Annotated in this window: 24 protein-coding genes; 10 read left to right on the top strand and 14 right to left on the bottom strand. The window is 72.6% G+C overall.

What is annotated here, in order from left to right; translation table 11 throughout:
• Nucleotides 1-21 precede the first annotated feature (21 nt).
• Nucleotides 22-1,101 carry a Zn-dependent alcohol dehydrogenase gene (locus tag ABZZ20_RS29665; protein ID WP_356874806.1) on the top strand — a complete coding sequence of 360 codons (1,080 nt, stop codon included), beginning with the start codon at nucleotides 22-24 and terminating at the stop codon, nucleotides 1,099-1,101.
• 164 nt (nucleotides 1,102-1,265) lie between these two features.
• On the opposite strand, the gene ABZZ20_RS29660 is transcribed toward ABZZ20_RS29665, so the two are convergent.
• A complete protein-coding gene (locus tag ABZZ20_RS29660) occupies nucleotides 1,266-1,910 on the bottom strand; it encodes a TetR/AcrR family transcriptional regulator C-terminal domain-containing protein (RefSeq protein WP_356874804.1) in 645 nt (214 codons plus the stop codon).
• An 84-nt stretch (nucleotides 1,911-1,994) separates the two neighbouring features.
• Here ABZZ20_RS29660 and ABZZ20_RS29655 point away from each other — a divergent pair, with 84 nt between their 5' ends.
• From ABZZ20_RS29655 to ABZZ20_RS29645, 3 genes are all read left to right on the top strand, one after another.
• Nucleotides 1,995-3,146, top strand: coding sequence for an acyl-CoA dehydrogenase family protein (locus ABZZ20_RS29655; RefSeq protein ID WP_356874802.1), 1,152 nt, complete (start codon nucleotides 1,995-1,997; stop codon nucleotides 3,144-3,146).
• A 105-nt stretch (nucleotides 3,147-3,251) separates the two neighbouring features.
• On the top strand, nucleotides 3,252-3,542 hold the full coding sequence (locus ABZZ20_RS29650) for a YiaA/YiaB family inner membrane protein (protein WP_352214464.1): 291 nt from the start codon (nucleotides 3,252-3,254) through the stop codon (nucleotides 3,540-3,542).
• A gap of 101 nt (nucleotides 3,543-3,643) precedes the next feature.
• The gene (locus tag ABZZ20_RS29645; RefSeq protein ID WP_356874800.1) at nucleotides 3,644-4,300 is read left to right on the top strand and encodes a TetR/AcrR family transcriptional regulator; all 657 of its coding nucleotides are present in this window, start codon (nucleotides 3,644-3,646) and stop codon (nucleotides 4,298-4,300) included.
• On the opposite strand, the gene ABZZ20_RS29640 is transcribed toward ABZZ20_RS29645, so the two are convergent.
• Nucleotides 4,291-4,752 carry a MaoC family dehydratase gene (locus tag ABZZ20_RS29640; RefSeq protein WP_356874798.1) on the bottom strand — a complete coding sequence of 154 codons (462 nt, stop codon included), beginning with the start codon at nucleotides 4,750-4,752 and terminating at the stop codon, nucleotides 4,291-4,293. The two genes, ABZZ20_RS29645 and ABZZ20_RS29640, sit on opposite strands and share 10 nt — an antisense overlap.
• Nucleotides 4,753-4,848: 96 nt before the next feature.
• Here ABZZ20_RS29640 and soxR point away from each other — a divergent pair, with 96 nt between their 5' ends.
• Nucleotides 4,849-5,292 carry a redox-sensitive transcriptional activator SoxR gene (soxR, locus tag ABZZ20_RS29635; protein WP_356874796.1) on the top strand — a complete coding sequence of 148 codons (444 nt, stop codon included), beginning with the start codon at nucleotides 4,849-4,851 and terminating at the stop codon, nucleotides 5,290-5,292.
• Here soxR and ABZZ20_RS29630 read toward each other — a convergent pair.
• The 4 genes from ABZZ20_RS29630 to ABZZ20_RS29615 form a co-directional block, all read right to left on the bottom strand.
• A complete protein-coding gene (locus tag ABZZ20_RS29630; protein WP_356874794.1) occupies nucleotides 5,273-6,070 on the bottom strand; it encodes a 3-keto-5-aminohexanoate cleavage protein in 798 nt (265 codons plus the stop codon). The genes soxR and ABZZ20_RS29630 overlap by 20 nt on opposite strands.
• Nucleotides 6,067-6,687 (bottom strand): hypothetical protein, encoded by a 621-nt coding sequence (locus ABZZ20_RS29625; protein WP_356874792.1) that lies wholly within the window; start codon nucleotides 6,685-6,687, stop codon nucleotides 6,067-6,069. The genes ABZZ20_RS29630 and ABZZ20_RS29625 overlap by 4 nt, the downstream gene beginning before the upstream one ends.
• A gap of 149 nt (nucleotides 6,688-6,836) precedes the next feature.
• The gene (locus tag ABZZ20_RS29620; protein WP_356874790.1) at nucleotides 6,837-8,195 is read right to left on the bottom strand and encodes a serine-threonine protein kinase; all 1,359 of its coding nucleotides are present in this window, start codon (nucleotides 8,193-8,195) and stop codon (nucleotides 6,837-6,839) included.
• A gap of 77 nt (nucleotides 8,196-8,272) precedes the next feature.
• Nucleotides 8,273-9,541, bottom strand: a complete 1,269-nt coding sequence (locus tag ABZZ20_RS29615) for a DUF1343 domain-containing protein (RefSeq protein ID WP_356874788.1) — start codon at nucleotides 9,539-9,541, stop codon at nucleotides 8,273-8,275.
• Between the two features lie 77 nt (nucleotides 9,542-9,618).
• Between ABZZ20_RS29615 and ABZZ20_RS29610 the strand changes: the two genes are divergently transcribed.
• The 3 genes from ABZZ20_RS29610 (at nucleotide 9,619) to ABZZ20_RS29600 (ending at nucleotide 12,806) form a co-directional block, all read left to right on the top strand.
• Nucleotides 9,619-10,392: an SDR family NAD(P)-dependent oxidoreductase gene (locus ABZZ20_RS29610; protein ID WP_356874786.1), complete on the top strand. Its 774-nt coding sequence runs from the start codon at nucleotides 9,619-9,621 to the stop codon at nucleotides 10,390-10,392.
• The gene (locus tag ABZZ20_RS29605; protein ID WP_356874784.1) at nucleotides 10,389-12,128 is read left to right on the top strand and encodes an AMP-binding protein; all 1,740 of its coding nucleotides are present in this window, start codon (nucleotides 10,389-10,391) and stop codon (nucleotides 12,126-12,128) included. The genes ABZZ20_RS29610 and ABZZ20_RS29605 overlap by 4 nt, the downstream gene beginning before the upstream one ends.
• A gap of 72 nt (nucleotides 12,129-12,200) precedes the next feature.
• On the top strand, nucleotides 12,201-12,806 hold the full coding sequence (locus ABZZ20_RS29600) for a TetR/AcrR family transcriptional regulator (RefSeq protein ID WP_356874782.1): 606 nt from the start codon (nucleotides 12,201-12,203) through the stop codon (nucleotides 12,804-12,806).
• Between the two features lie 134 nt (nucleotides 12,807-12,940).
• On the opposite strand, the gene ABZZ20_RS29595 is transcribed toward ABZZ20_RS29600, so the two are convergent.
• The 8 genes from ABZZ20_RS29595 to ABZZ20_RS29560 form a co-directional block, all read right to left on the bottom strand.
• Nucleotides 12,941-14,140, bottom strand: a complete 1,200-nt coding sequence (locus tag ABZZ20_RS29595) for a S8 family serine peptidase (RefSeq protein ID WP_356874780.1) — start codon at nucleotides 14,138-14,140, stop codon at nucleotides 12,941-12,943.
• A 189-nt stretch (nucleotides 14,141-14,329) separates the two neighbouring features.
• Complete coding sequence (locus ABZZ20_RS29590) at nucleotides 14,330-15,577, bottom strand: acyl-CoA dehydrogenase family protein (protein WP_356874778.1); 1,248 nt, start codon at nucleotides 15,575-15,577, stop codon at nucleotides 14,330-14,332.
• 9 nt (nucleotides 15,578-15,586) lie between these two features.
• Entirely contained in the window at nucleotides 15,587-16,630 is a 1,044-nt protein-coding gene (locus ABZZ20_RS29585; RefSeq protein WP_356874776.1) for a phosphotransferase family protein, read from the bottom strand.
• Between the two features lie 184 nt (nucleotides 16,631-16,814).
• On the bottom strand, nucleotides 16,815-17,726 hold the full coding sequence (locus tag ABZZ20_RS29580) for an MBL fold metallo-hydrolase (protein WP_356874774.1): 912 nt from the start codon (nucleotides 17,724-17,726) through the stop codon (nucleotides 16,815-16,817).
• Nucleotides 17,727-17,948: 222 nt separating this feature from the next.
• On the bottom strand, nucleotides 17,949-18,245 hold the full coding sequence (locus ABZZ20_RS29575; protein ID WP_356874772.1) for a hypothetical protein: 297 nt from the start codon (nucleotides 18,243-18,245) through the stop codon (nucleotides 17,949-17,951).
• Nucleotides 18,246-18,327: 82 nt separating this feature from the next.
• Nucleotides 18,328-18,648, bottom strand: a complete 321-nt coding sequence (locus tag ABZZ20_RS29570; RefSeq protein WP_356874771.1) for a DUF202 domain-containing protein — start codon at nucleotides 18,646-18,648, stop codon at nucleotides 18,328-18,330.
• Nucleotides 18,645-19,043, bottom strand: a complete 399-nt coding sequence (locus tag ABZZ20_RS29565; protein WP_356874769.1) for a DUF202 domain-containing protein — start codon at nucleotides 19,041-19,043, stop codon at nucleotides 18,645-18,647. The genes ABZZ20_RS29570 and ABZZ20_RS29565 overlap by 4 nt, the downstream gene beginning before the upstream one ends.
• A gap of 9 nt (nucleotides 19,044-19,052) precedes the next feature.
• Nucleotides 19,053-19,583, bottom strand: a complete 531-nt coding sequence (locus tag ABZZ20_RS29560; RefSeq protein ID WP_356874767.1) for an NUDIX domain-containing protein — start codon at nucleotides 19,581-19,583, stop codon at nucleotides 19,053-19,055.
• Nucleotides 19,584-19,658: 75 nt separating this feature from the next.
• On the opposite strand from ABZZ20_RS29560, the gene ABZZ20_RS29555 reads away from it, so the two are divergent.
• A complete protein-coding gene (locus tag ABZZ20_RS29555; RefSeq protein ID WP_356874765.1) occupies nucleotides 19,659-21,314 on the top strand; it encodes an FAD-binding dehydrogenase in 1,656 nt (551 codons plus the stop codon).
• 632 nt (nucleotides 21,315-21,946) lie between these two features.
• The gene (locus ABZZ20_RS29550) at nucleotides 21,947-22,894 is read left to right on the top strand and encodes a hypothetical protein (protein ID WP_356874763.1); all 948 of its coding nucleotides are present in this window, start codon (nucleotides 21,947-21,949) and stop codon (nucleotides 22,892-22,894) included.
• Nucleotides 22,895-22,929 lie beyond the last annotated feature (35 nt).

Genomic DNA, 22,929 nt, shown 5'->3' with positions numbered 1-22,929 from the left:
TCCCGAGAGACGGAATCGACCATGGTCCGTGCCGCCATCCTGCCCGCCGTCGGAGCCCCGCTGGAGATACGGGAGATCGTCCTGCCCGATCCTGGCCCCGGCCAGGTTCGGGTGCGGCTCGCCGCAGCCGGTGTCTGCCACTCCGACCTCTCCCTCACCGACGGCACCATGCGGGTGCCCGTCCCCGCCGTCCTCGGCCACGAGGGCGCGGGCACGGTCCTGGCCGTGGGGGAGGGCGTCACCCACGTCGCCCCCGGTGACGGCGTGGTGCTCAACTGGGCCCCGTCCTGTGGGGAGTGCCACCACTGCTCGATCGGTGAGGTCTGGCTCTGCGCCAAGGCGCTCACCGGGGTCGGGGCGGTCTACGCCCACGACGCCGGGGGCACGCCGTTGCACCCGGGGCTGAACGTGGCCGCGTTCGCCGAGGAGACGGTCGTCGCGGCCAACTGCGTGCTGCCCGCGCCCGCCGGCATCCCGCTCGCCGAGGCCGCCCTGCTCGGCTGCGCGGTCCTGACGGGCTACGGCGCCGTCCACCACAGCGCCCAGGTGCGCCCCGGTGAGTCCGTCGCCGTCTTCGGTGTCGGCGGCGTCGGCCTCGCCGCCCTCCAAGCCGCGCGGATCGCCGAGGCGGGCCCGATCATCGCCGTCGATGTCTCTCCGGCCAAGGAGGAACTGGCCCGCGCGGCCGGAGCCACCGACTTCGTCCTCGCCTCGGACGGCACCGCCCAGCAGATCCGCGCCCTCACCGGCGGTCAGGGCGCCGACGTCGCCGTCGAATGCGTCGGCCGGGCGGAATCCATCCGCGGAGCCTGGGACTCCACCCGCCGTGGCGGGCGTACTACGGTCGTCGGCATCGGCGGCAAGGAGCAGCGGGTCTCGTTCCACGCCCTGGAGATCTTCCACTTCGCCCGCACCCTCACGGGCTGCGTCTACGGGAACAGCGACCCCGCCCGCGACCTGCCGGTGATCGCCGATCACGTTCGCGCGGGCCGTCTCGACCTTGGCGTCATGGTCACCGACCGCATCCCCCTCGACGGCATCCCGGCCGCTTTCGACACCATGCTGGCGGGCAAGGGCGGCCGCTCGCTGGTGGTGTTCTAGGACCGTTCGCCACAGCGTGCCGGATCGGGCCGCGCGCGCCCGTCGCATCGGGCGCGTGCCGGATCGGGTCGGACCAGGCAGGACCAGGCAGGACCAGGCAGGATCGCGCCGGACCGCGGCGGGTGCCGGAGTGACGTCGTCGTCCGGCACCCGCCGCCGGGCCGTCATGCCTCACGCAGGGCCTCGTACTGGATCGCCAGCCCGTCCAGCAGGGCGGCCAGGCCGGTTTCGAACGCGCCCTCGTCCACCTCGTGCTGACGCTCGGCCAGCAGGTGGGCCTGCCCCAGGTGGGGATAGTCCGACGGGTCGTACGCCGCCTCGTCGTCCACGAAGCCCCGGGCGAAGGAGCCCACCGCCGAGCCCAGGATGAAGTACCGCATCAGTGCGCCGATCCGGGTCGCCTGCGCCGGGGGCCACCCGGCCGCCGTCATCGCGCCGAACACCGCGTCCGCCAGCCGCAGGCCGGCAGGGCGCCGGCCCGGGCCGCGCGCCAGCACCGGCACGATGTTCGGGTGGTCGGACAGCGCGTCACGGTACGAGTGGGCCCAGTCGTGCAAGGCAGCCCGCCAGTCCCGGCCGGCCTCCGCCTCGAACATCGACAGGTCGACCCGTGCGCTCACCGCGTCCGCGACCGCATCGAGGATCTCGTCCTTCGTGCGGAAGTGGTTGTAGAGGGACGGGCCGCTCACCCCCAGCGCGGACGCCAGCCGCCGCGTCGAGACCGCCTCCAGTCCCTCGGCGTCCACCAGGGCACCCGCCGCCTCGACGATGCGGTCTCTGCTGAGGAGGGGCTTGCGCGGTCTGGCCATGCGCCACATAGTAAGGCCAGCCCGCACTAAACTACCGGTGCTAGTTAAAGGCCCGGTCCACGCCGCCACACCCGGAGGTGCCCGGTGAACCTGGAGCTCAGCGAGGAGCAGAGCGCGGTGCGCGAGCTCGCCCGCGCGTTCACGGAGCGAGAGGTCGTCCCGTACGCCGCCGAGTGGGACCGCGCCGAGAGCGTGGACCGGGCCATCGTGAAGAAGCTCGGCGCGCTCGGCTTCCTGGGTCTGACCGTGCCCGAGGAGTACGGCGGCTCCGGCGGCGACCACCTCGCCTACGTCCTCGTCACCGAGGAGCTCGGCCGTGGCGACTCGGCCGTGCGCGGAATCGTTTCCGTCTCCCTCGGCCTGGTCGCCAAGTCGGTGGCCGCCTGGGGCACCGAGGAGCAGAAGCACGCCTGGCTGCCCCGCCTCTGCGCGGGCGACGCACTGGGCTGCTTCGGTCTGACCGAGCCCGGCACCGGCTCGGACGCCGGCAACCTGACCACCCGTGCCCGGCGCGAGGAGGACGCGTACGTCATCAACGGCAGCAAGACGTTCATCACCAACGGCACCTGGGCGGACGTCGTGCTCCTCTTCGCCCGCACGAACGACGCGCCCGGACACCGTGGCATCTCCGCCTTCCTCGTTCCTGCCGACACCCCCGGCCTCGCCCGCCGCGAGATCCACGGCAAGCTCGGCCTGCGGGGCCAGGCCACCGCCGAACTCACTCTCGACGGCGTTCGCGTACCCGCCTCCGCGATGCTCGGGCCCGAGGGCAAGGGCTTCTCCGTCGCCATGTCCGCGCTGGCCAAGGGGCGGATGTCGGTCGCGGCCGGCTGCGTGGGCATCGCGCAGGCAGCGCTGGACGCGGCCGTCTCGTACGCCGCCCAGCGCGAACAGTTCGGCAAGCCCATCGCCCACCACCAGCTGGTCCAGGAACTGATCGCCGACATCTCGGTCGACGTGGACGCGGCCCGGCTGCTGACCTGGCGGGTGGCCGACCTCATCGACCGCGGGCAGCCCTTCGCCACCGAGTCCTCCACCGCCAAGCTCTTCGCCTCCGAGGCCGCCGTCCGCGCCGCGAGCAATGCGCTCCAGGTGCACGGTGGTTACGGGTACATCGACGAGTACCCGGCCGGAAAGCTGCTGCGCGACGCCCGCGTGATGACCCTGTACGAGGGCACCAGTCAGATCCAGAAACTGCTGATCGGCCGCGCCCGCACCGGAGTCGCCGCATTCTGAGCCGCCGGTCGCCGCCGGCTGCTCTCCTCGGGTTCCGGGTGTCTGAGTACGCACCTGAGTACGCGTGCGGATGTGGCCCCGCTCACGCCGTTCGATGCTGGGCCCATGAACGAGACACCGGTCAAGCAGCGCAATTCGGCCGCGTACTACGGCCAGGCCGTCGCGTCCTTCGGCATCGCGATCTGTGCGGTGGCCCTGGGGATCTACCACCTTCAGGTCGACGGCTGGGTCCGCGCCTTCCTCGGTATCGCGGTCCTCTACCTCACCACCTCGGCGTTCACCCTCGCCAAGGTGATCCGGGACCGCCAGGAGCTCACCCAGATCGTCAGCCGGGTGGACCAGGCGCGGATGGAGAAGATCATGGCTGACTACGACCCCTTCCAGCCGAAGGTGTGAGCGGCGCCTGCCGGGTGCGGCATGTCGTCGATGTTCGCTAAGCGCTTGCTCACCCTCCGGTAAGGTGTTTCTTCCTACAGGACGAAGAGGGTGAGCGAGCGATGGACACCGCGGAGGAGACGACCGGCGGCTACCGGCCGTGGTCGGAGGTCACCCCCGACGCCGCGCGGCGGCTGCTGGTCGCCGCCGTCGACGCGTTCGCGGAACGCGGGTACCACGCCACCACCACGCGTGACATCGCGGGGCGGGCCGGCATGAGCCCGGCTGCGCTCTACATCCACTACAAGACCAAGGAAGAGCTGCTCCACCGGATCAGCCGCATCGGGCACGACAAGGCCTTGGAGATCCTGGAGACCGCTGCCTCCGGTCCGGGCTCGGCCGCCGAACGACTCGACGCGGCCGTGCGGTCGTTCGTGCTGTGGCACGCGGCGCACCACACCACCGCGCGGGTGGTCCAGTACGAGCTCGAGGCTCTCGCCCCGGAGCACCGCTCCGAGATCGTGGCACTGCGCCGGCAGAGCGATGCCGCCGTACGCCGCATCCTCGCCGACGGCGTTGCGGCCGGAGAGTTCGACGTGCCGGACGTCCCCGGCACCACCCTCGCCGTCCTGTCCCTGTGCATCGACGTGGCCCGTTGGTTCAACACGGCCGGCCGGCGCACGCCGGACGAGGTCGGCGCGCTCTACGCGGACCTCGTCCTGCGCATGGTGGGCGCCGCCCCGAAGGGTCGCGGCACCTCCACCACGCCTCAGAAGTAGTACCGCGACACCGACTCCGCGACGCACACCGGCTTGCTGCCGCCCTCGCGCTCGACCGTGACCGTCGCCGCGACCTGGACGCCGTCGCCCACCGCCGTGACCTCCGTGATCACGGCAGTGGCGCGCAGTCGCGAGCCGACCGGCACCGGCGCCGGGAAACGCACCTTGTCCACGCCGTAGTTGATGCCCATCCGCATGCCCTCGACCCGCATGATCTGCGGCACCAGGCTCGGCAGGAGCGACAGGGTGAGATAGCCGTGCGCGATGGTGGAACCGAAGGGTCCGGCCGCGGCCCGCTCCGGGTCCACGTGGATCCACTGGTGGTCGCCGGTGGCGTCCGCGAATAGGTCGATCCGTTTCTGGTCCACTTCTAGCCAGCCGCTCGGGCCGAGGGGCTCCCCGATCCCGGCGTGCAGCTCCTCGGCAGACGTGAAGACCCTCGGCTCGGCCATGCCTCTCCCTCTCCTGACGAATAAGCGCTTGCTCAGCATGCTGGGGGCGCCCGCATCTGTCAACGGATTCCGGCCCGGCCGACTACCCTCGGCGTCGTGCCGCAGATTCCCGAGAAAATCCACGAACTCACCGTCGGCCAGCTGTCCGCCCGCAGTGGAGCGGCCGTCTCCGCGCTGCACTTCTACGAGACCAAGGGCCTGATCAGCAGCCGCCGGACCTCCGGCAACCAGCGCCGCTACAGCCGCGACGCACTGCGCCGGGTGGCCTTCGTACGCGCTGCCCAGCGCGTCGGCATCCCCCTCGCCGCCATCCGGGACGCGCTCGCCCAGCTTCCTGAGGAACGCACCCCCAACCGCGAGGACTGGGCCCGGCTCTCGGAGGCCTGGCACGCCGAACTCGACCAGCGGATCACCCAACTGATGAGACTGCGAGACCACTTGACCGACTGCATCGGCTGTGGCTGCCTCTCGCTGAAGAACTGCGCCCTGTCCAACCCGGACGACGTCTTCGGCGACCAGCTCACCGGCTCCAGGCTGTAGCGGCAGCGGCAGCGGCAGTGGCAGCGGTCTCGCCCTCGCCCTCGGCAGCGGCCTCGGAGGCCGTCTCGACGGCCGCCGCCACCAGCTCGGCGTTCGACCGCGCGGGCCGTCCGTCCGGCAGGTGCAGTACGTCGCCCGCGCCGATCCGCGCGGCCGCCCCGCACCGCGCCGCCAGCCGGAGCACCGGCCAGGCGGCGGCCCCCCGCCCGAACAGCAGCAACGGCACCGGCGCTAGCCACCGCAGCCCCGCCACCAGCGCCGGATCAGCCACCGCCGGAGCCACTACGAGCCGAACCCGGGCAGACTCCCCTGCCGGCCGGGCCAGGAACCGCGCCAGCGGCTCCGCCCCCGGTCCGGCGGCATCCTCGGCGCCCGCCGGAAGCACCGCGTCCACCGCCACGCCCCGCGCCAGCAGAGCCTGCGCGAGATCCTCGGCCCCCGGCTCCGCGAAGTGCACCGCCGCCCGGTCCGGCAGTACCGTCCACGACCGGACCCGCTCCAGGCGCCCCGCGGGATCGGGCTCGGCCCCGATGCTCGCGCACACCGACAGCGGTACGGAGACCCCCGCGCCCCGCAACGCCTCCAGCAACGGCCCGACGACCCGGGGCGACAGGCTCTCCCGGCCGCACGGGGTCCGCGGATGGACCAGGACCTCCCCGGCCCCGGCGGCCACCGCCCCCCGCGCCGACTCCACCACCTCGTGCGGGGACAGGGGCACGACAGCGCCGTCGGTGGCGCTGCGCGCGCCGTTCAACGACACCTGGAGCCGCAGACTCACGCTGCTCCCGCCGACGCCGGGTCCGACCCCGCGTCCGCCAGCGCCGGCCGAGGCACGACGATCCCACAGCCCGCGCACACCGGCCCGTCCCAGGCCCACGCCCCCTCCCAACTCCCGTGCCCGGTACCGGGCCCCCGTCTTGGTCCCGGTACCCGCGCGGGCCAGTGCAGCTCCTGCTCGCCGCAGACCGGGCATCCCGTCCCCGGCTCCGACTCCAGCGCCGTGACGAGCCGCCGCAGTACTTCACCCAGCGTCCCGTCCGGCCGAACCCCCGGGTCGGCGCACCGCACCACGGCGTCCCCGCTGCCGCTCCACGCCCACTCCGGCCGCCGCAGCCCGTGGTGCTTCTCCCGCCGGCGACGCTCCGCGAACTGACGCTCGTACTCCAGCCAGACCGCCCGGGCCTCCTCCAACTCCTCCAACGCCGCGACCAGCCGCTGCGGATCCGCCGCCCGGTCCTCGGGGGCGATCCCGTGCCGGTCGCACAGGTGCCACCACGTCGCCCGGTGCCCGTACGGCGCGAACCGCTCCAAGCAGCGGCGTAGCGAATGGCGCCGCAACGCACGGTCGTTGCGCGCGTCCCGCACCTGGTACGCCAGACTTCGGAATCCCGCCATCACACCTTCACCTCCGTCGCGCCCACGCCGGCACCGGGGCGTCGTACTCCGTCGAACGACGACGCACCGTGAGATGTGCCCAACATGCCCGGTCAGGTGCGGGCGCATGCGGGGGCGGTCGAGGCGTGCGGGTGGCACATGGCCGGAACTCAGCGCCCCATGCGCCCCGCAGCAACCACGACTCGGGCCAGTTCCTCGTGGCAGATGTCGCTGTGCGCCCCCGAGGGCGGACCGCCGCGCCGCACCACGGACGCGGCGTCCACGCTGACGCAACCCGCCCCGGGGACCCCTTCGCGCAGGACCGCGTCGAGGGTCAGCCGCGGCGCGCCGGGTACCGCCTGCACCCCGTCGTGACCGATCGCGCCCCACCGCTCGTCGAAACCGAGGAGACCGGCCGAATCCCCCGCCATTCGGGAGGCCATCGGATAGAACACCTTCAGGGCGGAGTCGTGCGCGGAGTGGCAGGCCACCACCGGACCGTCGACCTTGCGGTGCATTCCGCGCAGGGCGCCGCCGCTGCCCTTGTCGTGGGGGAGCCGGTCGGCGAAGGCGTAGTGGGAGAAGGCGCCCTGGAGCAGGGTCACGGACTTCACGTACCGGGAGCCGTCCGGCACCGAGCGGAGCGAGAAGGACACCACCCGGGCCCCGAAGCTGTGTCCGATCAGATGGATCCGCAGGGCCGGTCGGCGGGCGCAGAGTTCCGCGAGCACCGGGCCGAGACCGCGCTCGCCGATGGCTCCGGCCCGCTTCTTCATCTGGTAGTACGTGGCCTGGCGCAACAGCTCCTTGGCCCCGCTCCACAGGGCGCGCAGGCCGCCGCCCACGGCGAGCCCGGGTTCGGCGGCGTCTGCGGGCAGCGCGCCCGCCTCGGCCAGTCCTTCGGTGAGGGCCCGGCACACTTCCAGCACGTCACGCGTGAAGAGGGCCGGCACCTCCCGCACGGCCGGGGGCGGTGCCGAACCCGCGTACGCCGACCCCACTGCGTCCACCGCGTCCACCGCGTCCACGCCCACCAGTTCCCGCACCAGCGCGCCGAACTCGATGAAGGCCACCGCCGACTCGGGTCGGTCCTCCAGCAGCTCGGCGATCCGCTCCAGCTCCGCCTCCCGCCCCGGCCAGAACTCCCCGAGCGCCCGCAGGGTGGCCGCGTCGAGCGCCGTCCCGTGACCGGGTTCGGCGAGCGCGCCGTGGTCTTCGAAGTCCGGGATCGGCTCGTCCGAGAACCGGATCGAGGGCCAGACGACACCCACGTATCCCAGCCGTACCTCGTGCCCCACCAGCGCCGGGAAGGGTGCGTAGAAGCGGTCGTAGAGCCGGGTCGACGTCGACCGGTCGCTGTTCCAGCCGTGTGCGAAGACCAGCAGGTCGGTGGCCTCCATGGCGGCCACCGCTTGCTGCGTGCTCCGGTCCACGTCCCCGTCGGCGTCGAAGGTCAGCTCTGCGTACGGACCGACACCGATCCCCGCAGCAGCCTCCGCACCGATCCCTGTGCGCGTTCCGTCCGACATGGGTCCCCCTCCGAGCCGCGCCTGCGTGGTGCCGTCCAGCATCCTGCTGCAGCCCCCGCCCGACCAGACCCGTGCCACTACGGATAGAGCAGGTAGCGCTCCCGCACCGTCGCGAACCGCGCCAGCCCGGTCGCCCAGTCGCCCGCGATCTCCTCGACCCCGGCCCCCGCGTCCACCAGTCGCCGGACCCGGTCCGAGCCGGTCAGCCGGTCGATCCAGTGGTCCGTGCGCCACGCGAAGCCGTTCCACGTCCGCTTCGCGGTCACCAGCAGCCCGATTCCGGCACGGACCGGATCGAAGGCCGCCCGGTCGTGCACGATCAGCCGGACCCCGCCGCACACCTTCCCGGCGTACTTGGAGAAGGTCGGAGTGAAGTACGCCTCCCGGAACCAGACCCCGGGTAGCCCCAGTGCCTCGGCCGCCTCCGCCCACCGCCGGTCGACGCCCTCCGCGCCGACCACCTCGAAGGGCGTGGTCGTTCCCCGCCCCTCGGACAGGTTGGTGCCCTCGAACAGGCAGGTGCCGGCGTACGCCAGTGCCGTGTCCGGGGTCGGCACGTTGGGGCTCGGCGGCACCCAGGGCAGTCCGGTCGTCCCGAAGAAGGAGTCCCGCCGCCACCCGGTCATCCGTACCGTGCGCAGCTGGACGGGTTGGGCCGACAGGAACTCCGCGTTGAACAGCAGGGCCAGCTCGGCCACCGTCATCCCGTGCACGAGCGCGATCGGCTCCCGGCCCACTCCGCTCGCGTACGACCGTTCCAGTACGGGCCCGACGGCCCGCCGGCCGCCCACCGGGTTGGGCCGGTCCAGTACGACCACGGCCTTGCCGGCCAGTGCCGCTGCGCGCATGCAGTCGTACAGGGTCCAGACGTAGGTGTAGAAGCGCGCCCCGACGTCCTGGATGTCGAAGACGAGGGTGTCGATCCGGGCCGCCGTGAACGCGTCCGCGAGCTTCTGCCCGCTCGTGGCGTACGTGTCGTACACCGGCAGCCCGGTCGCCGGATCGTGTCCGGCCGCCTCGGAGTCGCCCGCCTGCGCCGTCCCGCGGAACCCGTGCTCCGGACCGAACACCGCCACCAGGTCCACCCGCGGGTCCGCGTGCAGTACGTCGACCAGGTGGCGGGCGTCGGCGGTGATCCCGGTGGGGTTGGTGACCACCCCGATCCGCTGGCCGGCGAGCACCTCGTACCCGTCCGCGGCGAGCTGCTCGAAGCCGGTGCACACCCGGTCCGTGCTGCCCGCAGGTGGGGTCGGCTCCCGGCCGGGCGGCGGGGCCGCCGCCCCGATCGCCCCCAGCGCCCCTGTCGTACCCGCCAGTCCCAGCAACCCCCGTCGCGACAGCGTCATCCGGCCACGCTAGGGGTCCGCCCCCTTCCGCCCCGACATACCGACTGGTTAGTCTGCCGGACATCCGGCCATGAAAGGTGATCCCCGTGAGCGCGTACCAGGACCAGCGAGTCGTCGTCACCGGCGCGGGCGGCGGCATCGGCGCCGCCCTCGCCCACCGCTTCGCCGCCGAGGGGGCGACGGTGGTGGTCAACGACCTCGACCCCGCACGGGCCGCCGCCGTCGCGGGCGAGATCGGCGCCCGTGCCGTCGCGGTCCCCGGCGACGCCTCCGCGATCGTGGAGGAGGCCCGCGAGGCCCTCGGCGGCACGGTGGACGTCTACTGCGCCAACGCGGGACTCGCCTCGGGCGGCGACGCGTTCGCCGACGAGGCCGTGTGGGAGGCGGCCTGGGACACCAACGTCATGGCGCACGTCCGGGCGGCCCGGCGGTTGCTGCCCGACTGGCTGGCGCGCGAGAGCGGGCGCTTCGTGTCCACGGTCTCGGCCGCCGGACTGCTGACCATGATCGGGGCGGCCCCGTACAGTGTCACCAAGCACGGCGCGCTCGCCTTCGCCGAGTGGCTCTCGCTGACCTACCGCCACCGCGGTGTGCAGGTCCACGCCATCTGCCCGCAGGGCGTCCGCACCGACATGCTGACGGCCGCGGGCTCGGCGGGCGAACTGGTCCTCGCGCCGACCGCGATAGAGCCGGAAGCGGTTGCGGACGCACTGTTCGACGGCATGGAGAAGGGCCGTTTCTTGATCCTCCCGCACCCCGAGGTCGCGGACTACTACGCGGCCCGGGCCACCGAACCGGACCGCTGGCTCAGCGGCATGAACCACATCCAGCAGACGTGGGAGCGCCGGTGACGCGAGCCTCCCGGTATGCCGCCAAGCCCTGGCTCGGGCTGCTCAGCCCCGCCCAGCGCGCTCCCGTCTCCCCGCCGCCCAGCCTGCTGCACGCCTTCCGCGAAGCCGTCGCCCGGGCCCCGCAGCGCACCGCGCTGGCCTATTTCGACGGCCGCATCGACTACGTGGAGACCGACGCGCTCTCGGACTCCGTCGCGGGCCACCTCGCCGCTCAGGGCATCGGCCGCGGGGACCGGGTCGCCGTCATGCTGCAGAACACCCCGCACTTCGTGCTCGCCGTCCTGGCCGCCTGGAAGACCGGCGCGGTCGTCGTCCCGCTCAACCCCATGTACAAAGCGGGCGAGGTCGGACACATCCTGCGCGACTCCGGGGCCACCGCGCTGGTCTGCGACGACCGTGCGTGGACGGCGTACCTGCGCGGGGCCGCGGCCGGTACGGACGTACGGATCGCGCTGACCGCCTGCGACCTGGACTTCCAGACCCGCAACGACGTGCGCGTCCACGGGCCGCAGCGGGAGCGACGGCCGCAGCCGCAGGTCCCCGCGCCGCACGCTCCCGGCTCCACCCCCAGCCTCACCCCCACCCCCACCCCCGCCCCCGCCGCCAGCCTCGCCGTCGATGACCTCGCCGCCGTCGCCCGCCGGGGTCACCCCGCCCCGCCCGTCCCGGGGCCCGCCGCAGCCGACACCGCGCTCATCAGCTACACCTCCGGCACCAGCGGAACCCCCAAGGGCGCCATGAACCCGCACGGCGCGCTCACCTACAACGCCGTACGCCAGGTCACCGGCCATCCACTGCCCGAAGGCGCCACGTACTTCGCCCTCGCGCCCCTCTTCCACATCACCGGCATGGTCTGCGAGCTCGGCGCCTGTTTCGCCAACGCCGGCACGCTCGCCCTCGCCCACCGCTTCGACGCGGGCGTCGTCCTCGACGCCTTCCTCGAACACCGCCCCGCCTACACCGTCGGTCCGGCCACCGCCTTCATGGCCCTCGCCGCCCACCCCGACGTCACCCCGGACCACTTCGCCTCGTTCCGGGTGATCTCCTCGGGCGGCGCCCCGCTCCCGCCCGCGCTCGTCGAACGGCTCCGCGCCGCCTTCGGCTTCTACCTGCGCAACGGCTACGGGCTCACCGAGTGCACGGCCCCCTGCGCCTCCGTGCCCGCGCACCTCGAAGCCCCCGTTGATCCTGCCTCCGGCACGCTCTCCGTGGGAGCGCCCGGCGCCGACACCGTCGTGCGCATCCTCGACGAGCACGGCGTCGAGGTGCCCTTCGGGGAGACCGGCGAGATCGCCGTCCGCGGGCCCCAGGTCGTGCCCGGCTACTGGGGGCTGCCGGCGGACACCGCCAAGGCCTTCCCGGACGGCGAACTGCGCACCGGGGACGTCGGGTTCATGGACGCGGACGGCTGGCTCTACGTCGTCGACCGCAAGAAGGACATGATCAACGCGTCCGGGTTCAAGGTCTGGCCGCGCGAGGTCGAGGACGTGCTCTACACCCATCCCGCCGTGCGCGAGGCGGCCGTCGTCGGCGTTCCCGACCCGTACCGCGGGGAGAGCGTGAAGGCGTACGTCAGCCTCCGCCCCGGCGCCTCGGCCCAGCCGCAGGAGCTGTCCGCGTACTGCGCGGCACGCATCGCCGCGTACAAATACCCCCGCCAAGTGGAGGTCCTGCCTGTTCTACCGAAAACGACGAGTGGCAAGATCCTGCGACGGGAACTGCGCGACCGTGGCTGAAAACCGTCGGACGGTCATACGGTCGGTCGTGCGGACCAGGGATCAGGGAACAGCGAAGGGAAGGTCAGCGCCATGGCCGCCAGGACCACGGAGCCCGATGGCACGCACGAAGCCCCGGTGCCGCAGCGGCTGCTGGCCGTCGCCACCCGGCTGTTCGCCGAGCGCGGCTACGACCGCACCTCCGTCCAGGAGATCGTCGAGGCGGCCGGGGTCACCAAGGGCGCGCTCTACCACTACTTCGGCTCGAAGGACGATCTGCTGCACGAGGTGTACGCGCGGATGCTGCGCCTCCAGCAGCAGCGCCTGGACGCGGTGGCCGATTCCGACGCCCCGGTCGAGGAGCGGCTACGCGCTGCCGCCGCCGACGTGGTGGTCACCACCATCGAGAACCTCGACGACGCGGCGATCTTCTTCCGGTCGATGCACCAGCTCAGCCCGGAGAAGTTCAAGCAGGTTCGGGCGGAGCGACGCCGCTACCACGAGCGCTTCCGGGCGCTGATCGAGGAGGGGCAGCGCGCGGGGGTCTTCTCCACCGCCACCCCCGCCGATCTGGTGGTGGACTACCACTTCGGCTCCGTCCACCACCTGTCCACCTGGTACCGGGCGGACGGCCCGCTCGCGCCGCAGGAGGTCGCCGACCACCTCGCCGACCTGCTGCTGCGCGCCCTGCGTCCGTAGGCCCGTCCCGCCCGTCCCGCCCGTCCGCCCGTCTCGCAGGCGCTTCCGCAGGTACGCGCCGACCGGCCCGCCCCCGGCGCGCCCGTGACGGGCGCGGACGGAGAGCGGGCCGGTCGGGGACGGGCGGTCACCCGCTACGGGGCCACCTTCAGCAGCTTGTTCGGCGTGCCCGCCGACGGGTTGGTCACCGCCCCCGTGGTCGCCGCCGCCGTCAGCGCCGCGGCCGTCTGCGCCGGGGTCGCGGACGGGTGCCCGGCCAGGTACAGGGCCGCGGCGCCCGCCACGTGCGGGGTCGCCATGGAGGTGCCGGAGATGGTCTTGGTGGCGGTGTCGCTGTCCTTCCAGTCGGAGGTGATGTCCGAGCCCGGCGCGTACAGGTCCACGACGGAACCGAAGTTGGAGAACGGCGACTGCGCGTCGTCGATGGTGCTCGACGCCACGGTGATCGCCTCCGGCACCCGGGAGGGCGAGCCCTGCCCGGCGTCGGCCGAGTCGTTGCCCGCCGCCACGGCGAAGGTGACGCCCGCGGCGATGGCCCGGCGCACCGCCTCGTCAAGCGCCTCGTCCGCGCCGCCGCCCAGGCTCATGTTGGCCACCGAGGGGCCCGAGTGGTGCTGGGTGACCCAGTCGATCCCGGCGACCACCTGTTCGGTGGTGCCGGAGCCGTTGTCGTCCAGCACCCGCACCGCGACCAGCTTCGCCTTCTTGGCGACGCCGTGTGCGGTCCCCGCGATGGTGCCCGCGACGTGCGTGCCGTGGCCGTTGCCGTCGTCGGCGCTGTCATCGTTGTCCACCGCGTCGAAGCCGTGCGTGGCACGGCCGCCGAAGTCCTTGTGGGTCGTGCGTATGCCGGTGTCGATGACGTACGCCGTCACCCCCTCACCGGCACTGTCGGGATAGCCGTACTTCTTGTCGCCCGCCGTGGCGGTCTGGTCGATCCGGTCCAGACCCCAGGAGGGCGGGTCGGCCTGAGTGGCGTTGATGGTGAACTTCTTGTTCTGCACGACCTTGCCGACGGCCGGGTCCGCGGCGAGCCGCTTGGCCTCCGTCTCGCTCAGGCCCGAGGCCGAGAAACCGTTGACCCCGGAGCCGTAGGTGCGCTTCAGCTCGCCTCCGTACTTGCGGGCGAGCTGCTCCTTGTTCGCGGAAGCGTCGAGTATGACGACGTAACTGCCGCTGATCGCGCCGGGCGCGCCCAGTCCGTACACCGTGCCTTCGGCCGGTGCCGCCGCCCCCGCTAAGGGGGTGGCGAGCAGGGTCACGGCGGCCGCGGTGGCGGCCCCCGTGGTGACTGCCGCGTACCGGAAACCGCGCGAACGCTTGTGAGTTGCCATCTGGAGGGTTCTCCTCGTGTTGACGTGTGGGGCGTCAAACCTTCTGGAGAACCCTGTTCCGATTGACAGGCGCAAATCAAGAACGCCTGGGCGTTGCGGGGTTATTCAACAAGGTTTCTCAAAAGGCCCTCCCCGTCGCCTTCACCTCGTACATAGGTTGCTGCGAACTCCCGCACGATTCCCACACGTTCACGAGCGCCTCGGGTACTTCCGCAACTCCCGGAGGGCCAGCGAACGCTGGTGCACCTCGTCCGGACCGTCGGCGAGCTGCAATGTCCGGGCCGCCGCCCACAGTTCGGCGAGCGGGAAGTCCTGGCTCACGCCCCCGGCGCCGTGCAGTTGCACCGCGTCGTCCAGGATCCGCACCACCGCGCGTGGGGTCGCGATCTTGATGGCCTGGATCTCGGTGTGCGCTCCCCGGTTCCCGACCGTGTCCATCAGCCAGGCCGTCTTCAACACCAGCAGCCGCAACTGCTCTACCGTGACCCTCGCGTCCGCGATCCAGTTCTGCACGACGCCCTGCGCGGCGAGCTCCTTGCCGAAGGCCGTACGTTCCACCGCGCGCTGGCACATCAGCTCGATGGCCCGCTCCGCCATGCCGATCAACCGCATGCAGTGGTGGATCCGGCCCGGGCCGAGCCGGGCCTGGGCGATGGCGAAGCCCGTGCCCTCCTCGCCGATCAGGTTCGCGGCCGGGACCCGGGCCCCGTGGAAGACGACTTCGGCGTGACCGCCGTGCTCGTGGTCCTCGTACCCGTACACGGTCATCGCCCGACGCACCTCGACGCCCGGCGTGTCGCGCGGCACCAGGATCATCGACTGCTGGCGGCGCGGATCGGCGCCGGCCGGATCGGTCTTGCCCATGACGATGAAGATCTTGCAGTCCGGGTTCATGGCCCCCGAGATGTACCACTTGCGCCCGGTGACCACGTACGCGTCGCCGTCCGCGGAGCGCTCGATCCGCGTCTCGATGTTCGTCGCGTCCGAAGAGGCCACCTCGGGCTCGGTCATCGCGAAGGCGGACCGGATCTCACCCGCCAGCAACGGCTCCAGCCACTGCTTCTTCTGTTCCTCGCTGCCGAACTGCGCGAGCAGTTCCATGTTCCCGGTGTCCGGGGCGGCGCAGTTGGTCGCCGTCGGCGCCAGGTGCGGGCTGCGGCCGGTGATCTCCGCGAGCGGGGCGTACTGGAGGTTGGTCAGCCCTGCGCCGTACTTGGGGCCCGGCTGGCCGTGCTGGTCCACGAAGAAGAGGTTCCACAGGCCCTGGCGGCGCGCCTCGGCCTTGAGGTCATGGAAGACGGCCGGGGTGTCCCAGGGCGAGGCCAGCCGCGCACGCTGCTCGGCGGCGACGGGTTCCGCCGGATAGACGTACTCCTCCATGAACGCGAGGAGCCGCTCGCGGAGTTCCTCGGTCCGGGCGTCGAATGCGAAGTCCATGGGTGTGCCTCAGCCTTCCTGGAGGGTGGTCAGACCGTGCTCGATGAAGACCGGGACGAGCTCGCCGATCCGGTCGAAGCCCGCACCCACCGTCTGTCCGAGGGTGTAGCGGTAGTGGATGCCTTCGAGGATCACCGCGAGCTTGAACCACGCGAAGGCCGTGTACCAGGAGATCGCCGCGGTGTCCCGACCGGAACGGGTGGCGTACCGTTCGATCAGCTCCGCCGGCGCCGGGTGGCCGGGCGCGCCGCTCGTCGTGCTGACCGGCGAGTCGGTCAGGCCCAGGTCCGAGCTGTACATCACCAGCAGCCCGAGGTCGGTCAGCGGATCGCCGAGCGTGGACATCTCCCAGTCCAGGACCGCCCGGATCGTGTCGTCCGGACCGCCGATCAGCACGTTGTCCAGACGGAAGTCCCCGTGCACGACGGTCGGGGCGGGGGAGTCGGGCAGGGCCCGGCCCAGCGCGCCGTGCAGCTCGTCGATGCCGGCGAGCTCGCGCCCCCGCGAGGCCGCGAGCTGCTTGCCCCAACGGCGCAGCTGCCGGTCGAGGAAGCCCTCGGGCCGACCGAAATCGCCCAGACCCACTGCTTCCGGATCCACCGCGTGCAGGTCGACCAGGGTGTCCACCAGGCCCAGGACCGCCCGCCGGGTGCGCTCGGGCCCGAGCGCGGCCAGCTGGCCGGCCGTCCGGTACGGGACCCCGTCCACGTACTCCATCACGTAGAACGGCGCCCCGAGGACGGAATCGTCCTCGCACAGCAGCACCGGTTCGGGTACCGGTACGGCCGTGTCGTGCAGCGCCGCGATGACCCGGTGCTCGCGCCGCATGTCGTGCGCGGTGGCCAGGACGTGCCCCAGTGGGGGTCGGCGCACCACCCAGCGGGTGGTGCCGTCACCCACCTCGTACGTGAGGTTCGAGCGGCCCCCTTCGATCAGCCGGCCGTGCAGCGCCCCGGCCACGAGCCCCGGCCGCACCCGGTCGAGATGACCGCGCAGCCGCTCCAGATCGAGGCCCCGCGGGTCGGCCGAAGCAGACGCTGGCGCTGAGGTCATGGTGCACACCTCCGTACGGAGTTTGACGACGACGAAACGAACGAGAGCCATCATGCCGACCAGTCGGTATGTCGTCTAGTGCGCGGGCCGCCACGTGCGGGTCGCAGAGGGGCGGGCCCACACCCGGTTCGGGTCGGGCCGACCTCGCGCGCGCCTCACGCCCGGGTCCCCGCGGGTACCCGGCTCACGCGTGGCAGAGGATCGGTGTCCCGCCGTTCATCACAGTCATGTCCCGCAGCACCGCCAGGATGTCCAGCGGCGCTCCTTCCGGCTCGCCGGCCAGCTCCGCGTACGCCCGGTGCAGGTTCGCCACCAGCCGCTCGCTCTCCCGCCAGGCCCCGAACTCGCCGAGATCGGCCTGCCGCGCCACCTCCAGCGGGGTCAGCCCCTTTGTCCTGCCCTCCCGGGCCAGCTCGGCCACGTACCGCAGGTAGCGCTCGGTGGCCTCATAGGCGGACGGGTCCGTCAGCGGCCCGTGGCCGGGTACGACGGTCTCCGCGCCCAGCGAGCGCAGCAGCTTCAGGGCCCGCAGCGAACCGGCCAGGGAGCCCATCGCCAGGAACGGCGTGCCCTCGGCGAAGACCAGGTCGCCGGTGAAGACGGTCCGCTGCCGGGGCAGCCAGACGATCGAATCCCCGGTGGTGTGCGCGACGCCCGGGTGGATGACCTGGACCTCCGTGCCGCCGAGGTGGAGGGTCATCCGGTCGTTGTACGTGAGGTCGGGGGCGGTGATCTTTATGTTGCCGAAGTCGGTGGCGGGCCAGATCATCTCCAGCTGGTGCCCGGCGGCGAGCTGCTCGGTGCGCGCGCTGTCGTGCCCGAGGACCAGTGCTTCGGGGGTGAAGACGCCGTTGCCGTAGGTGTGGTCGCCGTGGTGGTGGGTGTTGACCACCGTGCGCGGCAGCGGCAGCCCGGTCGCCACGACGGCCTCGCGCAGGGCCAGCGCCCGCCGCTCGGTGGCGGCGGTGTCGATGAGCAGGGTGCGGTCGCCGTCGCTCACGAAGCCGGCGTTGTTGAGGCACCAGCCGCCGTCCGGTTGGACGTAGGCGTACACCCCGGCCGCGGGCTGGACGAGGTACGGCTCTTCGACGGTCATCTGCACTCTCCCCGGGTCGCTCTGACAAGCGGTCAGCATCCTGCCAGTCGCGGCGGAGCTGGGGGAGGGTGGGGGAGCTGGGAGAGGGTGGGGGCCGGCCGGGACGGTCGCCGGGCGCGGCCGGCGGGTCGGGTCGCCCCGTGCCGGCGGTGAGTCGGTCAGCGGCCGGTGGCGGGCCGTCTGTAGGTCGTCAGGAGAGGTCAGCAGGCGGCCGGAAGGCGGTCAGTGGTCGTCGTAGTGGCCGTCGTGCGCGGCGTGCCGGTGCCCGTCGTGCAGGTAGTCCACGTGGTCGCCATGCGGAACCGCCTCGTGCCCGCAGTCCGAGCCGTGGGTGTGGTCGTGACCCTCGTGGGCGGTGTGCCCCCGGGGCTCGCATTCGTCCCAGTGTCCGGAGTGCTCGCGGTGCAGATGGCCGTCGTGCGCGTAGTCGAGGTGGTCGCCGTGGGGGACCTGCCTGTGGCCGCAGCCGGGGCCGTGGGCGTGCTCGTGCGTGGGGTGTTCCTGGTGCAGGGTCGTCATGACGCCGAGGCTAGTGCGGAACATCCCTGTTTGCCCGTTCTGTCCCGATGGCGCGAGTAGGTCGGACCGTACGACCAATCGCTCATGTGATGAGTGTCACCGCCAAGACCGCCAGTGCCACCGTGCCCGCCACCACCGCCAGCGCCGCCCGCGGTGCGAGCCCCGACGGCCGGCCCGCAGCCAACTGCCGCATCCGCCGGTGCGCCACCCACAGGAAGGCCACCCAGATCAGTGCGATCAGCGCCACGCCAACCGCCTCCACCGGCGGGTCCGAGGCGCGCAGCGCCTGCCGCAGCGCCAGCACCGCCGTCACCGAGCAGGACAGCGTCGTACGCCGCCACGCGAGCCGGGTCCGCTCGGGCTGGAGCCCCGCGTCGCGGCCCGCCGTACCGGAGGACGTCACTGCCCGCTCGTCCAGCCCATCAGCACGACCACGGCCAGTGCCACCGCCACCAGCCCCACGCCCAGGCTCAGCAGCACCGGGAAGCGGGACAGTGGCAGGTCCTCGCTCCGCCGCATCGCCCGCTCGCACTTCACCCAGTGGTTCACCGCCCGTAGCGCGCAGGCCGCGCCCACCGCGAGCAGCGCGAAACTCATCCCGACCCGCACCCCCCAGCGCAGGTCGGGCAGGAACTGGTCCACCGCGAAGCCGCCGCCCACCAGGGCGAGCGCGGTCCGGATCCAGGCCAGGAAGGTCCGCTCGTTGGCCAGCGAGAACCGGTAGTCGGGGGTCTCGCCCTCGTCCCTCAGACGCTGCGGGGCGAACCAGAGGCGTACGTCCTTGACGAAGTCGATCACCCGATCAATCTACTGGTGGGGCCGCCGGTGCGCGCGCAGCCGCCGGTAGGCCTCCAGCCCGTCCGGCACCCACTCCCACTCCCCGGCCGCGACCCGCCCCGCCAGCTCCTCCTCGGTCAGCCACGCGTACCACGCCACCTCCGACTCCTGCGGCTGCACCGGGAGGTCGCACCGCACCTCGTGCACGTACGACCACCAGGCCCCGCCCGGCCCCTCGTACAGGAACTTGAACAGCGGCACGGGCTGCGCGAGTCCCGCCACGCCCAGTTCCTCCTCGGCCTCCCGCAGCGCAGCCTGCGCGTAGCTCTCACCCGCGCCCAACACCCCGCCCACGAACATGTCGTGGGCCGAGGGGAAGACCAGCTTCGACGCGGTCCGCCGGTGGACGAAGATCCGCCCCCGCGCGTCCCTGACCTGAACGAACGCGCACCGGTGGATCAACCCGCCGGCATACACCTCCCCCCGTGGCGCCCGCCCCGTCACCCGGTCGTCCCGGTCCACCACGTCCAGCACTTCATCAGCAGCACTCACACGGTTCATCCAACCACCGCTGTTGACTGGTTACCCGTCCGTAGCCAAAGATCTGCCCCACCACCGACCGGAGGACGGGTTCGCATGACGTACGACGCAGACGTGATCGTGATCGGGGCCGGGCTCGCGGGACTCGTGGCCACCGCCGAGCTCGTCGACGCGGGCCGCAAGGTGATCCTGCTCGACCAGGAGCCCGAGCAGTCGATCGGCGGCCAGGCGCACTGGTCCTTCGGCGGGCTGTTCTTCGTCGACTCGCCCGAGCAGCGCCGAATGCGGATCAAGGACAGCCGCGCGCTCGCCCTCCAGGACTGGCAGGGCACCGCCGGGTTCGACCGCGAGGAGGACGCCTGGGCGCGCCGCTGGGCCGAGGCCTACGTCGACTTCGCCGCCGGTGAGAAGCGGCCCTGGCTGCACGCCCGGGGCGTGCGCTTCTTCCCGGTGGTCGGCTGGGCCGAACGCGGAGGGTACGACGCCAACGGGCACGGGAACTCCGTCCCCCGCTTCCACATCACCTGGGGCACCGGCCCCGGTCTGGTCGCGCCGTTCGAACAGCGGGTGCGCGCCGGAGCGGCCCGCGGGCTGGTCCAGCTCCGGTTCCGCCACCGGGTCACCGGGCTCGCCCGGACGGCCGGCGCCCTGGACACGGTGACGGGCGAGGTCCTGGCGCCCTCCGACGCCGTACGGGGCACCGCGAGCAGCCGCGAGAGCACCGGCACCTTCTCCCTCCGGGCCCAGGCGGTGATCGTGACCAGCGGCGGCATCGGCGGCAACCACGACCTCGTGCGCCAGCAGTGGCCGGCCCGGCTCGGCACCCCGCCGCAGCGGATGCTCTCCGGCGTGCCGGCGCACGTGGACGGCCTGATGCTCGGCATCGCCGAGGCGGCCGGCGCGAGCCACATCAACAAGGACCGCATGTGGCACTACACGGAGGGCATCGAGAACTGGAACCCGATCTGGGCCCGGCACGGCATCCGCATCCTGCCCGGGCCGTCCTCGCTCTGGCTGGACGCCACGGGCAGGCGACTGCCCGTACCGCTCTTCCCCGGCTTCGACACCCTCGGCACCCTCGACCACATCATGAAGACCGGCCACGACCACACCTGGTTCGTGCTCAACCAGCGGATCATCGGCAAGGAGTTCGGCCTCTCCGGCTCCGAGCAGAACCCGGACCTGACGGGCAAGTCGATCCGCGACGTCATCGACCGGGCGCGGCAGGCCGTACCGGGGCCGGTGAAGGCCTTCATGGACAACGGCGCCGACTTCGTCGTCGAGCGCGACCTGTCCGCCCTGGTGCGCGGCATGAACGCGGTCACCAAGGAGGACCTCCTCGACGAGGAGACCGTCCGACGGGAGATCGTGGCCCGGGACCGGGAGATCGCCAACCCGTTCACCAAGGACCTCCAGGTGACGGCCATCCACGGCGCCCGCAAGTACCTCGGCGACAAGCTGATCCGCACCGCCGCCCCGCACCGGATCCTGGACCCCAAGGCGGGCCCGCTGATCGCGGTGAGGCTCTCCATCCTGACCCGCAAGTCCCTGGGCGGGCTCGAAACCGACCTCTCCTCCCGGGTCCTGACCGCGTCCGGGGACCCGCTGCCGGGCCTGTACGCGGCGGGCGAGGCAGCCGGCTTCGGAGGCGGCGGGGTCCACGGATACCGCGCACTGGAGGGCACCTTCCTCGGCGGCTGCATCTTCTCGGGCCGCGCGGCGGGCCGCGCCGCGGCCCAGGCAGTCAGCTAGTGCTGTGACCGGAGAGGTTCACCGGCCCGAGGTTCACCGGCCCGAGGTTCGCTGGCCCGGGCCCCGGCGCGGGCCGGAGGGGCTGGCGGGGGAGCCTCCGGCGGGGCCGGGACTCCTCGCGCGGGCACGGCGGGGCCCGGGCGGCCGTAGCAGGAAGGGCACGCCATTCAGCCACTGATGGGTGTGCCCCGATTCCCTCCCGTCCGTGGTGCGGATCCACGCCGGCCAACCGCTGCACACGGACCTCCGGCACTGCCACCGCTGCCCCGCACACCCCGCGGAGTCGCCCGCGCACTGCACCGGCCCGCCCCTGGGCAGGGGTCCGTCCTCGGCTTCGTACCGGCCAAGAGCCTCGTCGAAGCGGTCTTCGTGCCGTTCGGCACCGCTGTTACGGGCTGCCGAGCCGGTGCGGCGGGAAGCCTGCACGAGGTGGTGTGGGCGCGCCCGGAGTCCCGCCCCGCAACCACCCGGAACCACAGGAATCGCCTCAACTCATTTCCGCTCCCGACCAGTTGAAACCCGCCACGCAGTGGACTGGACCTTGACGCGGAGCTGTGCCTACCGCTTTGCTGTGCGTGATCATCCAGCCAAAACCGTCCGCCCGCGCCCGTGTCCTGGAGGGAATCCCGCGGATGTCCCCGCCTCCGCCGCCCCTCGGCCGCGCCCGCAAGCGGGACGCCCAGCTCTTCGACCCGGCGCTCTGCGACATCGAACTGGTCGACGTGCGCGCCCAGTTCACCCAGGGCCGGTGGGCCAAGGCCCGCTCCCTCCTCGCCGGCACCGGTGACGACTGGGACCGCCGCGGCCACCGCGTCGTCGTGCTCGCCGAGACCCCGGCGGCCATCGCCTGGGCCCGTGAGTGGCTGCTCGCCGAACCCGACAGTGCCGACGCCGCCACGCTCCTCGCCTGCGCCGCCGTCTTCACCGCCCTGCGCCGCAAGGGGACGCCCGAGGAGGCCGAGGAGGCCTGCCGCCGTGCCGCCGCCCTGCTGCCCGCCGACCCCACCCCCTGGCTGGGGCTGCTCATGCTCTCCCGAGCCTTCGGCACCGAGGAGGAGTTCAGCCGCCACTTCGACCAGGTCCGGGCCCGCCACCGCGAGCACCACCACGCCCACCACCTGATGGTCGCCAAGCTGGCCGAGCACACCCCCGCCTCCGGACACGACCCGCTCCACGAGGTCTACGACTTCGCGGCGTGGGCCGCCGAGGAATCCCCGGCAGACTCCCCGCTCGCCGTCCTGCCGGTCATCGCGCACGCCGAGCGCTACCGAGTGCTCGCCGCCACCCACGGCCGCACGCCCGACGGGGCCACCGCCCACTGGTCGAGCCGTCGGGCCCGCCAGGTCCTGCGCTCCGCCTTCGACTGGTGGCTGGAGTGGGAGCGCGAGGACCACCCCCGCAACCGGGTCGACCTCAACTTCCTCGCCCACGCCAAGCTCTGCGAGGGCCGTCCGGCCGAGGCCGCCGCCCTCTTCCACCGCATCGGCAGCCACGCCACCCGGGCCCCCTGGTCCTATCCGGACCTCGACCCGCACAAGGCCTTCCTCGCCGCGCGCAGCGCCGCCCTCGGAACCGCTTGACCGCACGCCCCCGGACCCGCTCCACCGCGTACGGC

The organism is Streptomyces sp. NPDC006430 (assembly GCF_040612395.1).
In the GTDB taxonomy this organism is placed as follows: Bacteria; Actinomycetota; Actinomycetes; order Streptomycetales; family Streptomycetaceae; genus Streptomyces.
This window is presented reverse-complemented; position numbering and strand designations above follow the sequence as displayed.